Annotated in this window: 10 protein-coding genes and 1 tRNA gene; 1 reads left to right on the top strand and 10 read right to left on the bottom strand. The window is 59.0% G+C overall.

Going from position 1 to position 14,061, the window contains the following annotated elements; all coding sequences use genetic code 11:
- Positions 1 to 282 precede the first annotated feature (282 nt).
- The 9 genes from ACEXP3_RS24485 to ACEXP3_RS24445 form a co-directional block, all read right to left on the bottom strand.
- Entirely contained in the window at positions 283 to 1,842 is a 1,560-nt protein-coding gene (locus tag ACEXP3_RS24485) for a putative bifunctional diguanylate cyclase/phosphodiesterase (RefSeq protein WP_377299785.1), read from the bottom strand.
- Positions 1,843 to 2,006: 164 nt separating this feature from the next.
- Positions 2,007 to 3,977 carry a putative bifunctional diguanylate cyclase/phosphodiesterase gene (locus ACEXP3_RS24480; protein WP_377299784.1) on the bottom strand — a complete coding sequence of 657 codons (1,971 nt, stop codon included), beginning with the start codon at positions 3,975 to 3,977 and terminating at the stop codon, positions 2,007 to 2,009.
- A 264-nt stretch (positions 3,978 to 4,241) separates the two neighbouring features.
- Positions 4,242 to 4,757 (bottom strand): 2'-5' RNA ligase family protein, encoded by a 516-nt coding sequence (locus tag ACEXP3_RS24475; protein ID WP_377299783.1) that lies wholly within the window; start codon positions 4,755 to 4,757, stop codon positions 4,242 to 4,244.
- A gap of 20 nt (positions 4,758 to 4,777) precedes the next feature.
- Positions 4,778 to 5,833 carry a LacI family DNA-binding transcriptional regulator gene (locus ACEXP3_RS24470; RefSeq protein WP_377299782.1) on the bottom strand — a complete coding sequence of 352 codons (1,056 nt, stop codon included), beginning with the start codon at positions 5,831 to 5,833 and terminating at the stop codon, positions 4,778 to 4,780.
- The gene (locus ACEXP3_RS24465) at positions 5,833 to 6,648 is read right to left on the bottom strand and encodes an ABC transporter permease (protein ID WP_210104052.1); all 816 of its coding nucleotides are present in this window, start codon (positions 6,646 to 6,648) and stop codon (positions 5,833 to 5,835) included. The genes ACEXP3_RS24470 and ACEXP3_RS24465 overlap by 1 nt, the downstream gene beginning before the upstream one ends.
- Complete coding sequence (locus ACEXP3_RS24460) at positions 6,645 to 7,466, bottom strand: ABC transporter permease (RefSeq protein WP_377299781.1); 822 nt, start codon at positions 7,464 to 7,466, stop codon at positions 6,645 to 6,647. Before ACEXP3_RS24460 ends, ACEXP3_RS24465 begins: the two co-directional genes overlap by 4 nt.
- A gap of 93 nt (positions 7,467 to 7,559) precedes the next feature.
- Positions 7,560 to 8,693, bottom strand: coding sequence for an ABC transporter substrate-binding protein (locus tag ACEXP3_RS24455; RefSeq protein ID WP_210104054.1), 1,134 nt, complete (start codon positions 8,691 to 8,693; stop codon positions 7,560 to 7,562).
- 102 nt (positions 8,694 to 8,795) lie between these two features.
- The gene (locus ACEXP3_RS24450; protein WP_377299780.1) at positions 8,796 to 9,875 is read right to left on the bottom strand and encodes an ABC transporter ATP-binding protein; all 1,080 of its coding nucleotides are present in this window, start codon (positions 9,873 to 9,875) and stop codon (positions 8,796 to 8,798) included.
- An 80-nt stretch (positions 9,876 to 9,955) separates the two neighbouring features.
- On the bottom strand, positions 9,956 to 10,747 hold the full coding sequence (locus ACEXP3_RS24445) for an inositol monophosphatase family protein (protein WP_377299779.1): 792 nt from the start codon (positions 10,745 to 10,747) through the stop codon (positions 9,956 to 9,958).
- A gap of 411 nt (positions 10,748 to 11,158) precedes the next feature.
- On the opposite strand from ACEXP3_RS24445, the gene ACEXP3_RS24440 reads away from it, so the two are divergent.
- Positions 11,159 to 13,375, top strand: coding sequence for a methyl-accepting chemotaxis protein (locus ACEXP3_RS24440; protein WP_377299778.1), 2,217 nt, complete (start codon positions 11,159 to 11,161; stop codon positions 13,373 to 13,375).
- Between the two features lie 609 nt (positions 13,376 to 13,984).
- Here the strand turns inward: ACEXP3_RS24440 and ACEXP3_RS24435 are convergent.
- Positions 13,985 to 14,061, bottom strand: a tRNA-Met gene (locus ACEXP3_RS24435).

The raw sequence follows: 14,061 nt of genomic DNA, 5'->3' as shown, positions 1-14,061 counted from the left end.
GAAATTCGATTTGCTCATGATGCTCTTCCTGCCTCAAAATTAGGAAAGAAGGCGTCTACAAATCTCGGGGCTATTCAGCCTTCATCGTCTTCCGTTCCTTTCCCAGCCAGGAAAATGCACCGGAAAACTCTAGCCAAAAATGGTCCAGTTTGAAGGGTTCAGATCAGAGCCTTTCTGCTTATGCCGACTGCCCGTCCGAAATGGGGAGCAGTTCATGTAGACGCCTTTGTAACTTCCCAAATCCTCACTTGAGGCAGGAGCATCTCAGGCAGCTTTAGGCTGTCAAATTCGACGAAGGGCGGTGCCCGCCATAGGGTCACCGGTTTGCGAGGCTTTGATTGTCTGGTCAACGGGCTGAGGCCTGCCGAGGAGGAACCCCTGGCCAATATCGCAGCCAAGATCCTGCAACAGGCGAAGCTGGCCCTCCTCCTCTATTCCCTCGGCAGTGATCTTCACGCCAAGGCCACTCCCAAGCGAAATGATCGCCCGGACCACCTTCCCCTGCTTGTTGCTTTCTTCAAACGTTGCCACGAAGCTCTTATCGATCTTTATCTTGTCGAAGGGATAATTGGAGAGTTGCGAGAGGCTTGAGAAACCCGTTCCGAAGTCATCAAGGGCGATCTTGATCCCTTCCTGGGACAGCTCATTCAGCACATCCCGTGCAGTCTCCGGATCTGCGATGAGTGCTCCTTCCGTAACCTCGAGTTCCAGGCGGTGCACAGGCAAGCCAACCTCTTCGAGGACCTTGATGATCCGCAGCCTGAGCAAGCGATCATTCAGCTGGAGGGGAGAAAGATTGAACGACAGAATGGTGTGAGCCGGCCAGCCCAAGGCATCCCGGCACGCGATGCGGAACAACTGGTCCGTCAGTTGCACGATAAGGCCCGCGTTTTCTGCCAGGGGAATGAACTCAGACGGCGGAACGAACTCACCGGTCTCTCTCTCCCATCGCGCCAGTGCCTCATAACCAATAATTTCCCGCGTCCTGAGGTCGACGAGCGGCTGATAAAACGGACGGATCTCATTTCGCTTCATGGCCACCTTGAGATCGGCTTCCATCCGGAGCTTTCGGACCAGTTCCTCCTGCATCTCAGGGCGAAATCCCTGCACACAATTACGTCCGGCTTTCTTGGCCGCGTACATGGCGCTGTCGGAATAGCGGATTGCTTCTCTTAAGGACTCGCAGTCTTCCGGCACGCGCGCAAAACCAACGCTTGCGCCTAATTCGATGCTTGCTCCCTCAATCAGGATTGGCTTGCAGATGGCGCTGACAACCCTTCTGCCCAAGGTGGTCAGTTCCGGATTGTTGTTCCGCTCGATGACGACGATAAATTCGTCGCCGCCGAGGCGAAACACCTTGTCGTCCGCAAAGAGGCCGAGCAGGCGTTGCGCAATGACTTTAAGGGCAAGATCACCTTTTTCATGCCCGAGGAGATCATTGATTTTCTTGAAGCCATCGAGATCGATGCTGTAGACCGCATACTTAGCTCCGACCGCAAGACTACTTCCGCGCGATACGACGGACTCCAGAAAGCGCCTGTTTGGCAACTCCGTCAGCGGGTCGTGACAGGCGATCCAGTCGACATGTTCTTCGGCAGCCAGTCGCCGCTGAATTTCCTTCGACATGTCCTTGATACGCAAGATTGAGTAAATCAGGCCAAGCGACCCTGCCACATTCAGTGCAGTAAAGACCTCGTCAAGATCATATTCCTCATGCGAGCGAAACAACGCATCAAGGGCCTCATGTCCGTCAAACCAAAGGGCAAGGCCGTAGATGATTAAGAAGGCCGCAAGCCAGACAAGCAGTTCCCACTTTGCGCGGTTCCCATAGGCGGGGAGCATATCGACTTCCTGTGAACAAAGACAACGTCAAGTCCACCATAGCATATTAGATTGTTTAAATTTACACATACAGGAGGCAAAATTTTGCGTGCCGGAGCTTGTGGTCAGCCTCATGTGTAAGGCAACTGCGTTGCTAGTCCACAGAATCCAAGCAGGCGAGGTTGCTAAGCTCTGCAGAGAGCAAAGCTTGACGGCTGTGTCTGGGAATTCGCATGCGCCGACAGGAAATCAGCGATATCGTCTGCTTTCATCGGGCCGCTGAAGATATAGCCTTGGACCAGCCGAGCCCCAAGCGCCTTGAGGACTGCCAGTTCCTCAAGCGTTTCGACCCCTTCCACAACGCATTCCAGTTCCATATCCCGGCTGAGCGTGAGGAGTGATTTGACGATTTTATAGCTGGCAGGCTTTCGGTGTAAGTCGGTGACGAAGCTGCGATCGATCTTGATCTTGGTGAGAGGAAGAGCGTGCAGTCGTGTCAGGCTGGAATAGCCGGTACCGAAATCGTCCAGAGAGACGCCGCAGCCCAGCCGCCGCAGCAACTCGACCGATTGTCTCACCTGCCCGAAATCGTGAGCGAAGGCCGTTTCGGTGATCTCCAGGTCAAGCCGCCTCGGATCGAAACCGCTGTCCTTAATAATTGCGATTACGGAGGAAACGCCGTCCTGCGAGTTGAGATCATGAGCCGACAGATTAAAGGATAGCCGCAGGGAGGTCTCCCAACCGGTTGCGCACGCAAGGGCTGTCTTCAGAAGTGGCCGGGTCAGCGCGCTCACGATACCGGCTCGCTCTGCGATTGAAAAAAATCTGTCGGGCGGCACCTCGCCCAGCACCCCGTTGCGCCAGCGGGCCAATCCCTCAAAGCCTCGGACAAGTCCGCTGCGGATGTCGACGATGGGCTGGAACACGACCGAAAGCTCGTCTTCTATATCCGTCTGCTTGAGCAGATGCTGAATTCGGGCTTCAAGATTGATCTGCTGTTCGTGTTCTGCGTCGAACAGCACAGCCCCACCCCGCTGCGCCTTCTTGGCATGGTAGAGTGCGTAATCCGCCCTGTCGAAAAGTTGCTCAAGCGTTGAGGCAAGAGTGGGAAAGACCGCAATCCCCATCGATGCTGAAACATGCACCGTACCTTCGGCAAGATGGTAAGGTGCGCGCAGTTGTTCCGAAATGGCGTTGGCGTTTGCAACGAGTTGCGCATCCTCTGGGATGACCGGGGCCACGATGGCGAACTCGTCTCCGCCCAGCCTGAAAGCCCGGCTGGCCTTCAGGCTGGCGGTCAGTCGATGACCGACGCTGACCAGCAGCCGATCACCCACGGAATGGCCATGGAGATCGTTCACCGGCTTGAAACCATCAAGATCGATGACGCCGAGGGCCAGCCGGGTCCCCGCCGCCCTCGCTTTCTCCAGTTCCGCTTCCAGATGGGTGAAAAACGCGCGCCGATTGGGCAGTTCGGTCAGACTGTCTTGATTGGCGAGCAAGAAGTTCTCGTTGCTGAGCGCCTCGGTACGCTGTTGGGAAACCACCATGCGCTCGAAATTGCGGTAATTGGTCGACAGGATCGACATCATGCCACCGCAAACCAGGAACACGTTGATGGCGATGGCAATGAAGGTCGGCTGCTGCGAGGCCAGAAAAAAGATGATGAAAGCGCCGTTGACGATAAGCGTCACCGTAAGAGCAGCCGAGCGGACATGCATCAGACAGAAGATGCAGGAAATCACTGTGATCGCCATATAGAAGGCGACGTGTGACTGCGTGTAGGCGTCCCCGTAGGGAATGAGCAAAAATGACCAGAGCGTAAATGCCGTGGCAATGCCGACTGCCAGGCGGTTCGTGCGCTGAAGCGCTGCATAGGCAACCTGCGGCTCAGGATCGAGGCCGCGCGTGCGCCACCAGAAGGCAATTCGGAGCGCACACCCTATCGTAAACGCTAGGGGAATGCCGACGGTCAGCCAGACCGGCGCCAGTTTCAGATGCGTGATCGCCAGCGCCCATGTGCTCGATAGCAATATGAAATACATCATCGGCATCTGGCGCGTGAAGGCGCGGTACTGCGCTTTCAACAGGTCCGGATTGTCCGAACGGACGGAGATGAATTCCTGCAACTTCAATCTGGCGCTGATCATGTTCATCCAAGAGCTCCCACACCAGAGCACTAGCAAACCTGTCTTACGCCATCGAAAATGCACGCGGTAAATTAAGAAAAAACGCACTCAATCAGAAGATGCGCACCTGCTCTACACACAGTCCTCCTTTCACAAGAAATAATCCGGTGACGCCATGTTGGCCTGGAAAGCAGCCTAACCTGCCCTCCACAGGGCATTAACGGGTTCAAACTCATTCCCGCCACGGGCTGCATCGGCGCAAGGCCGGCGCCTTGCCTTGCTGGCGTTGCTCTAGCCGAGCCTCAGCGTGTGAACGACCTTCCAGTTTTCAATCGGCACGGATTGTGCCGAGCTGATCACGGCAATGGCGTCGAAGCGGATGGTTTCGCCTGAAAACTCCTGTTCGAGGGCGGCAAATACGCTTGCCCGCTGCTCGGCCGTCACGCCATAGGCGAGCGAGATATGCGGCATGAAAGTGTCGACAGAGCCGGTACCGAAGGCCTCGACTGCACGGGCTTTCAGATGCTTGAGCCGACCGGCCGGTTCGAAGCCGGCATAGAGCGAGCGGAAGAACTGCGGCAATCCGTGGATGGTGGTGACGGGGGTCGAGAAGGCAGTCTCTCCGGCAAAATGTCCATCGAGAACGCCGGCAAGATCCTGGGCTGTTCTTTGCATGTCCTCGACGAGCGTCAGATGCGGCGCGAAACGCGGCGTACCGAGCTGTTCGGCGAGCCGGTGGACCGTTGCCTGAAGGCGTTCGAGATCAGGGGCTGCCGGTTGCAACCAGATGGAATGCCAATCGCTCATGATTTGATGTCTTTCGTTCTTTATGGGGCGGGCGATGTCCGGTCCAGCGTCATCGACCGCACCGTGTCGCGCATGATGAGCGGCACATCCAGCTGCGTCACCATCGGCGGAGCGGAGGGATTTGCCAGCCGCAGATCGAGAACACGCAGGATTTCGCGGGCCTGTTTTTCGGCGCTTTGCTGGAAGGTCGTCAGCCTGTAGGCGCCCCAGCTGGCCTCCGGGATGTCGTCGAAACCGATGACCGAGAGGTCTTCGGGAAGCCGCAAACCCAGCATGTTGCGGGCATAATCCATGAGCCCGAGCGCCATCAGGTCGTTGACACAGAACACGCCTTCAACGCGTCGTGCGGGAGACAGCAACAGTGAGGCCGCCAGGCTGCCACCTTCGTAATCCGTGCGCTCGGCACGTTCCACGAAGACCTCAAGCCCTGCCGCGCGGGCGGCTTCGACATAGGTCTGCTCGCGCTCCAGAAGATTGGGGCTGCCCACGGCCGAGGTGACCATGCCAACGCGCTGCATTCCGCGCGCCGCAAAGACCTGGACGGCCGTGGCTGCGGCCAGCTTGTTGTTGACGCGGATGTGGTCAGGACCTTCTTCATTGCGGCCGACGGCAATGAGCGGCTGTCCATTGCGCTGGGCAAGTTCGATGAAGGCGCGCGAGGGCATGCCCGATAGAACCACCGTCGCCTGGGCCCGGTAGCGCAGCAGATTGGCGTGAGAGGCCTGCCCGCTCGCCGTGCTGTCGGTGGTGATGAGAACCGGCACGCGACCGCTTTCAATGAGCAGGCGCGAGAGCGTCGAGATCTGCAGCGAGCGGAAGGGCGTTTCCGTATCGGAGGCGATCATGCCGACCAACTGGCTGCGGTTGGCGAGAAGTCCGCGCGCCAGATCGTTGACCTGATAACCCAACTCCTCAGCGGCACGCATGACTTTCTCGCGCGTTGCCATAGAGACGCTGGCGCCGTGGGTGAAGGTGCGCGAGACAGCGGAGCGGGAGACGCCCGCGCGTTCGGCCACTTCATGCGCGCTGATATAGCGTGGCAAGCCGGAGATGTCCGTCTCTTCTTTTTCCCGCATCAGCGTCCCACCTTGGACAGCACATCTGCCTTCAGAAAACGTTCAATGACGATCATGAAGGCGATGGACGGCACCAGCAGGATGAGCGCGGTGATCGAGGCGATCTGGTAATTTCCACCCGATCCTGCCGTGTAGAGCAGCAGCGGCAAGGTGGAAATATCGGGTGCGCCGACGAAATAGGTGCCGGTAAATTCGTCGAGCGATTCCAGAAAGACGAAGATGGCGCTTGCCAGTAGGCCCGGCGCGGCGATCGGCAGCGTGACATCGCAGAAGGTTTTGAACGCCGAGGCACCCATGGAGCGTGCCGCTTCCTCAAGCTCGCGGTCGATCGCAGAAAAGGCAGCCGTTGCGATCCATACCGCATAGACAAGACCATGCGTGACATGGACGAGGACGACGCCGACGACCGTGCCGTTCAGGCCCAACTGATAGAAAAGACGCGCGATGTTCACATAGACCGGCAGGTTCGGAAAGGCCTGCGGGATCAGAAGCACGAGCAGGATGGCGCCGCGGAAGGGCAGTTTCAGCCGCGCCAGCGCATAGCCTGCGGGGACCGCAAGTCCGATGGAGAAGATGACGGTAAGGCAGGCGATGAGGACGCTCATCGTCAGCGAGGTCGTGGCATTACCGCGCGGGGAAAAGACGCTCACCCAATAGGAAAAGCCGTATTGCAGGGGAAGCGCATGGGGAAAATACCATTTCTCCGCCACCGCCCAGAGCACGAGATTGGTCAATGGCCCGAAGATCGCGAAGGCGAGCAGCCCGAGGCCAAGCGCGCGGGGTATCCACTTGAGGTCGATCATGGTCGTCTTCATCGATGTTCCCTCATCGTCTGGCGCAGATAGACCCATCCCACAAGGCTGGTCGTCAAGAGCGAGATGACACCCAGTGCGTTGGCGACACCGTAATCGCCATAGGCGTTGATGCGGAAGGCCATGCTGGCCGTGATCATGGTCGGGGATTGCGCATTGATCATCAGTGGTACGGAGAGAACCGACATCATCGTGACAAAGCTCAGGATGAGACCCACGAGCAGGGTGGGAAGCACCTGCGGCAGGATGATTTCGATGAGGATGCGCAAACGGCTTGCGCCCAGATTGCGAGCGGACTCGCTCATCGAGCGGTCGAGCGAGGCCATCGCGCCAGCCAGCAGCAAGGTCACAAAGGGCGTCTGCTTCCAGACGAACGCAATCACGATGCCGCGCCAATCGAGAAAGCTGGTGGTCTGCATGGGTGTCAGAATATCCGCCTGCATGAGAAGGCTGTTCATCAAGCCGTTCTTGGCGAGAAAGGTTCTCAAAATCTGGCCGACGACGATGAACGGCACGAAAAGCGGCCAGCGGTAGAGCCAACGCAGGATCGCCACGGCGCGCGGGTTGGAGCCCAGCGTCAGGTATCCGCCAATCGCGATGGAGAGAAGCCCGATCAACACCGCAGACAGGCTGACGATCACAATCGTGAAGACAATATCGCTGCTGTAGAGTTCGAATGCCTTTTGAAAATTGGCAAAGCCGAACAGGCCGTCCACCGCAAAAGCCCCGGTGATGGAACTCACCAGAGGCACGATGAAGAGAATGAGCACGATGACCAGCGCTGGCATGACCAGCAAAAGTCCAAGAAGCGGGATCGGCATGGCTTTCACCGAATTCGTGTTTCGATCAGGTTTGCCATTTCTGGCAGCAAGCGTGCCGGGCGGCGATTGTCACGCCGCCCGGCAGGTCTTCGATCAGTTGCCGACCTGGCGCTCGTAAGCTTCGAGGATCGCCTTGTTGTAGGGGGCGATCGGGAAGGCCTTGCCGTTCTTGGCGAGATCCGCCGGGCCGATATCGGTAAACAGCTTTTCCCAGGTGGCCTTGTCGAGCTTGGCCTGAACGTGCTGCGCGTCAATACCCGGATACCAGTTGAAGCGCTCGACGATGCCCTTGGCCTGGACTTCCGGGCTGGTGGCGAGGTTGACGAACTTCTCGGCCAGATCCTTGTGGGGCGCCTTTTCCGGAATGGTGTAATGCATCGGCTGACCGGGCATGCCGGGGGCAGGAAGAACCAGCTTCATGTCCGGCGGCAGCTTGCCGGTGGCCTTCCAGCTGTAGAACATGTCCACCCAGACCGGGCCGATGGCGATTTCGCCGCGGCTCAGCATATCCAGTGTTCCGGCATTGCCGGGCGTCAACGTGGCATTCGTGGTGAAGTCCTTGAGCTTGGCAAAGGCAGGCGCCCACTTTTCGGCTTCGCTTGCCTCGAACGGTCCCTGCTGCAGCTTGTCGCCGTCACCGGCAAAGGCATAGATCCAGCCCATGACGAAGCTCACGCCGGAAGCGCCGCCCTTGATGCCGTTATAGCCGAACTGCTTGGGGTTTGCCTTGGCCCAGGCAACAAGCTCGTCATAACTCTTCGGCGGCGTTGCAACCAGCGCCGGGTTGTAGGCAAGCGCCGTCTGGCTGTTGAACATCGGCATGACATAGCCATCGACATTGGTGCCGAGCGCCATCTTGGCATTCTCGCGCGTCACCAGCTTGCCGCTCTCGATCTGGTCGCGATACTTCGCCAGATACTTTTTCTCGACCATGGGGCCGACGAACTTTTCATGCACCACGGCAACATCGGCATCCCAGGTGGCAACATTGGCGCCAGCCTGCGCATCAAAGCGCTCCAGGATTTTCTGCGATCCGGCATCACCGGGGCCGGTGCCGACGGCGCGAACCTTGACGCCCGGGTTCTGCTTTTCAAACAGCGGACCCAGATAGTCGTTGATGTAATCGACCATGTTCTGGTCACCAGCCGTCATGACGGTCAGATCTTCAGCCATGAGCGGCGAGGTTGTCAGCCCGAGGGCGAGCAGAGAATAGGCAAGGGTTTTCATCTCATCAGTCCTTTTCGAGGTGATTACAGACAGTTGAAGCGTATGCGAGGCATGGAAAGGGTGTTGCGGGAGCCCGCAAAGGCTCCAGCGGGCCACGCGAAATTACGAGCGCGGGAAGATGTAGAGCGCCGTGTCGGGCACCGTGATGTCGACGGACGCGCCCTCTTCAAAGCGGGTGGCGGCGTCCACAATCAGGCTGGTGTCGCCAAGATGGACGACATGGCGCCAGAGCCCGCCGGGGTAGCTCACCTGCGCAACCTGACCGGTCAGCACAAGACCATCCCGCTGCGCGCCAGATGCAGCGTCCGCCGCCGCGGTCATGCGCACTGTTTCGCTGCGGAAACGAGCGATCGCAGGCCCTGAGACAAGCGGTCGATCACCGCGGTCGATCACGGCTTTGCGGTTGTTGCGACCCTCCGAGATGCCGATGCTGCTGCCGGACACCTCGATATCGATCTCGACGATGTTTTCGGCGCCCATGAACGCCGCCACAAAGTCCGAGTTCGGCCGATTGTAGACCTCCTGCGGGGTGCCGGCCTGAGCGATCTCACCGCCATTCATGATGACGATGCGGTCGGCCATGACCATGGCTTCCTCTCGATCATGGGTCACGTGCACGGCGGTAATGCCCAGCCGGCGCTGCAAGGCGCTGATTTCGTGACGAACCGTGAGGCGAATGCGCGCATCGAGATTGGAGAGCGGTTCATCGAGCAGGAGGATGTCCGGATTGATGGCAAGTGCACGGCCAAGGGCGACGCGCTGGCGCTGGCCGCCGGAAAGTTCGGCGGGCTTGCGGTGCCCCAAGGCCTGCAGTCCAAGAAGCGCCTTCATCTCGTCGATGCGCTGGCGCGCCGCGTCCCGCTCAACGCGACGCAATTTCAGACCATAACCGATATTCTGATCGACCGTCATATGGGGCCAGAGCGCGTAGGACTGAAACACCAGCGCCATGCCGCGCTTGTCTGGCGGCTGGCGCGTCACGTCGCGGCCGCCAATGGAAATCGTGCCTTCGGTGGGTGTGTTGAAGCCCGCAACGGTGCGCAACAAGGTTGTCTTGCCACACCCCGACGAGCCAAGCAGGGCGACGAATTCGCCCTTGCGCACCGAGAGATCGATCCCCTTCAGGATCTCGTTCTCACCGTAGCGCACGCGGGTGTGCGATATATTCAGGTAGCCTTCCATCGGTCCCTCCAATACCAATGAACATTGCACAGCTGTGCAACGGTTTTATGACACACTGCCCCGACAGGGCAAAATGTGCCTTAACGCGTCTCCTCCCGAGACGCGGCAAGCGGTATGCGCATGATATGACTGATCGGCTCGGCAAGATCCGGCACGCTTGCCAGCACGGGACCACCGCACAGGATCTTTTCGCCACCTTCGAAAGAGCAGACCCTCCCGCCTGCCTCTTCGACCATCAGCAATCCAGCCATGCAATCCCAGGAATTCATGTGGCGCTCAACATAGGCTTCATTGCGTCCGTCCGCGACGTAAGCCAGTCCGAGTGCGCCGGAGCCTGCTCGGCGAACGTTGAAGCCGAAAGCAAGCAAACCATCCATCACGCCAAGATAGTCCTGCTTTTCAATGCGTGACGACCATCCAAGCTCCACCGTTGCTGCCTCCGCCGCCGCAACGCTGGAGACGCGAATGGGCTGGCCATTCAGCGTCGCGCCGAGGCCGCGCCGGGCAAAGTGAAGTTCACGCAGCACCGGATTGTAGATCGCACCGAATTCAGCCCGCCCGTTTTCGACATAGGCAATCGCGATGCAGAAATGCGGGATGTTGCGGGCAAAATTGGCGGTGCCATCGATCGGATCGACCACCCAAAGTTTCGCCGCGTCACTGCCACCACCCTCCTCGCCAAAGAAGCCATCGTCCGGATAGGCTTCGGCAATGGCTTGGCGCAGGAACGCTTCGCAGCGCCCGTCGAACTCGGTCAGATAGTCCTGGCGACCCTTCATCTGCACAGCGCGGACCTGTCCAAAGCCCTGCATCACCAGTTCGCCTGCGCGAATGATGATTTGCCTGCAGAAATCCACCTTGTCGTCGAGCATCCGCGTCATCCAGAAATGCGATGCGGGGACATTTGCACAGCCGTGCATTGTTGTAAACTGCTTGCGAAGGCTGTTTTGTCAGAAGGCACGGCCTTCCTCGCAACACGCCCACCTCCGGCAAATTTCGTGACGACGCAAGGCGGTTCGACGAATGGCGCACTTTGATAGCGAGGGGCCACGCGTTCTCTGGACTGCCCCTGGTGGCATATGACGGAAGGTAGGGTGTTCAGGGTCCCATCAGCCCGGATCACCCAAACTCGCCTGAGGTGGCCAAGTCTCATTGTGAATCTGTGTCGCATTACTCAAGGAACGTTTTAAAATAAACACCCCCGATTTCTTGTAGTGCACCAGTTAGTAGGGCTTTACTCAAATGTGACGGAATGGGCCTAACATTCATCGGTTGGGCTTATCATGTTTTCTATCAGAAACGTCCTCGTGTCCGTCTTCCTCGTGATCAGCCTCGCCTTGGGCGCTGTGGTTTCAAAATCGCTTTTGACGTCCTACTCCACCTACAACACCTTCACCAAGGTCGCGGCCTTGACGGCCGTTGACAAGTCGCTGTTCGATTTCCTGTTGAACTACCGGCTTGAACGAGGTCATACCAACACGGCCATGATCACCACGCCAGAAAAGGCCGGCTCGACACTGGCGGCCATTCCCGTCGATCGTCAAAAGGTCGATGCCGCCATGAAGGCGATCGAACAGGCCGTTCTACTGGCAGATCGTTCCGAATTCTCGAGCATGCTCACGAAGGTCAAGGGAAACTACGACACCATCGTTTCGATGCGCCCGCAGATCGATGCGCAGCTCGCGCTGCCGCTGGAGAAACGGAACAAGGACGTCAACACGAAGCAGATGTCGTTTGGCGATACCGTTCTGACCGATCTTGAATCCAATGCGAACATGACGGAAGCGGCTATCCGCGTTCTCGACAACGGCCTGACCGACCTTTTGCAGATCCGGGCAAACTCCTGGGCGGCCCGTTCGGGGGCGGGCGCTGAGAATATTGTTATCAACAAGGCTGCGGCCGCGGGAGCTGCGCTTTCGACTGCGGACATCGTTCAACTCGTTGCTCAGGACGCCAAGGTGAATGCCAGCTGGCTGCAGGTGCGGACCTTGATCAATCACCCGACGGTGTCCGCCGAGTTGAAGCAATTGCTCGAAAAGGCAGAGGTGGGCTATTTCACCGGACCTGTCGCCGAAATGCGCGATTCCATGTTCGCCAAGGTCGTCGCGCGCGAACCGGTTGGTGTCGCGCTCGATGACTGGCTCACCCCGAGCTCCAAGTCGCAGGCGGCGATCGCAGATGTCGTCGTCGGCGCCATGAAGATCATGGATGACAAGGCGAACGCCTTGGCAGACGCAGCACTCGCCAGCGTCATCGCCTATGGGCTCCTGCTCCTGGGAGCCGTCGCGGTGACCATTGCCGGCATGATGGTCGTGGCCCGGCGCGTGGCCATGCCGATCGGTATCCTGACCCGTTCCATGGGCGCTCTTGCTGAGGGAGATACGCAGTCGCAGATCCCGTTCACCAGCCGACAGGATGAAATTGGTGCAATGGCCCAGTCTGTGGAGGTGTTCCGACAGGCGGCCATACGCAATGCGCAGCTTGAGACAGAAGCCGATGAGAACCGCAAACGGTCCGAGCTTGAACGCGTCGAAGTGCAGCGGCTTGCCGAGGCCGAAGCCGAAGAGCGGCTGAACCGGGCAACCGGCGCTCTTGCAGGTGGGCTGAAGCGTCTGGCGGCAGGCGACATGCTGTGCGAAATCAACGATCAGTTCGCCCCGCAGTTCGAGGCCTTGCGTCACGACTTCAATGCTTCGGTCCGTCAGCTGCGCGGCGTTCTGGTGAGTGTTGGCAATGCCGGCCGTGCCGTCACCAGCGGTTCTTCTGAAATTTCACATGCGTCCGACGACCTGGCGCGACGGACAGAGCAGCAGGCCGCCTCTCTGGAAGAGACGGCAGCGGCGCTGGAGGAAATCACCGCCAATGTCCGCAACACCTCGCAGCGGGCGAGCGAAGCCCGCACCATCGTGCGCGATGCCAGCGGTCGTGCCGAGCGCTCGGGGGTCGTGGTTGGCAATTGCGTGACGGCGATGAGCCGCATCGAGGATGCCTCACGCCAAATCAGCCAGATCATCGGTGTCATCGACGAGATCGCCTTCCAGACCAACCTTCTCGCGCTGAATGCAGGTGTTGAGGCCGCGCGTGCCGGTGAGGCGGGGAAAGGCTTTGCCGTCGTGGCTCAGGAAGTGCGCGAGCTTGCCCAGCGTTCCGCGTCTGCAGCAAAGGAGATCAAGACGCTGATCGGCAATTCGGAAACGGCCGTATCGGAGGGTGTCAAGCTGGTGAATGACACCGGCTCCGGCCTCCATGAGATTGCTGGCCTCGTCCAGCTGATCAACCAGCACATGGACGCAATTGCAACGGCTGCGCAGGAACAGTCGAGCGGGCTTTCGGAGGTCAACACAGCCGTGAACCATATGGACCAGGCGACACAACAGAACGCGGCGATGGTCGAGGAGATGAACGCGGCCGGAGCAGGCCTTGCGCAGGAAGCCGCCACCTTGTCAGAACTTCTCCAGCAGTTCCGCATGGGCGAAGAAACAACCCGCCGCGCCGCTTGAGGGCAGGTCTTGAGGATAGACACAGGCTTCGGTGTTATGCTGGACTTGTCCTTTGCTCGAATGGGTCGTGACTATAGCCGGATCATCATGGAGGCGGCACGGAGCATCGATGCAAGCCGTGGCACCATCAAGGATCTCTTCGGGGCGTTCCCGGGGCAGGGAATCCACATGATGCATGACGCCAGCCAAGGCGCCCCGCGAGCTTGCCATCCTTGCTCTGACCGCCGGGTAAGGGCGGGTGAGTTCAAAGATATGTACGAGAAGCTTGCTTCCCTCTGATCTTCCCGCCTCGCAACAATGCCGATGAGCACGTCAAGCGCCGGCTGATGCCGATTGTGCGTGACCTCATCCAGACTGTCGTCATCGGCAAGACACCCGGCCATCAGCCGGCCAGCCTGCAAGTGCACGGCGACATCGCGACGATCATGGCGTTGATGGATGTGATCGACGTGATGCAGCGGCAGTTCGTGGCCGCCGCCCAAAACGATCTCCTGAGCCGGATTGCGTCTGGGGAGATTGACACGGATGCCAAACGCAAAAAGCTCCTCTACCAGTATGGCGAGGAGCTCAAGAGCAAATATGTGGAATGGTCGAGCTTACAAATGTCAGTGGTTGCGGGGGCAGGATTTGAACCTGCGGCCTTCAGGTTATGAGCCTGACGAGCTACCGGGCTGCTCCACCCCGCG

The sequence above is a fragment of the Neorhizobium fuzhouense genome (assembly GCF_042611105.1).
Classification (GTDB): Bacteria; Pseudomonadota; Alphaproteobacteria; order Rhizobiales; family Rhizobiaceae; genus Neorhizobium; species Neorhizobium galegae_A.
Note: the sequence above shows the minus strand (reverse complement) of the source record. Positions and strands in the feature narration are given on the sequence as shown.

What these genes read in the sequence shown, in the direction of transcription:
- ACEXP3_RS24485 (WP_377299785.1), bottom strand. Translation starts at nt 1,842, where the DNA reads ATGCTCCCCGCCTATGGGAACCGCGCAAAGTGGGAACTGCTTGTCTGG.
- ACEXP3_RS24480 (WP_377299784.1), bottom strand. Translation starts at nt 3,977, where the DNA reads ATGAACATGATCAGCGCCAGATTGAAGTTGCAGGAATTCATCTCCGTC.
- ACEXP3_RS24475 (WP_377299783.1), bottom strand. Translation starts at nt 4,757, where the DNA reads ATGAGCGATTGGCATTCCATCTGGTTGCAACCGGCAGCCCCTGATCTC.
- ACEXP3_RS24470 (WP_377299782.1), bottom strand. Translation starts at nt 5,833, where the DNA reads ATGCGGGAAAAAGAAGAGACGGACATCTCCGGCTTGCCACGCTATATC.
- ACEXP3_RS24465 (WP_210104052.1), bottom strand. Translation starts at nt 6,648, where the DNA reads ATGAAGACGACCATGATCGACCTCAAGTGGATACCCCGCGCGCTTGGC.
- ACEXP3_RS24460 (WP_377299781.1), bottom strand. Translation starts at nt 7,466, where the DNA reads ATGCCGATCCCGCTTCTTGGACTTTTGCTGGTCATGCCAGCGCTGGTC.
- ACEXP3_RS24455 (WP_210104054.1), bottom strand. Translation starts at nt 8,693, where the DNA reads ATGAAAACCCTTGCCTATTCTCTGCTCGCCCTCGGGCTGACAACCTCG.
- ACEXP3_RS24450 (WP_377299780.1), bottom strand. Translation starts at nt 9,875, where the DNA reads ATGGAAGGCTACCTGAATATATCGCACACCCGCGTGCGCTACGGTGAG.
- ACEXP3_RS24445 (WP_377299779.1), bottom strand. Translation starts at nt 10,747, where the DNA reads ATGCTCGACGACAAGGTGGATTTCTGCAGGCAAATCATCATTCGCGCA.
- ACEXP3_RS24440 (WP_377299778.1), top strand. Translation starts at nt 11,159, where the DNA reads ATGTTTTCTATCAGAAACGTCCTCGTGTCCGTCTTCCTCGTGATCAGC.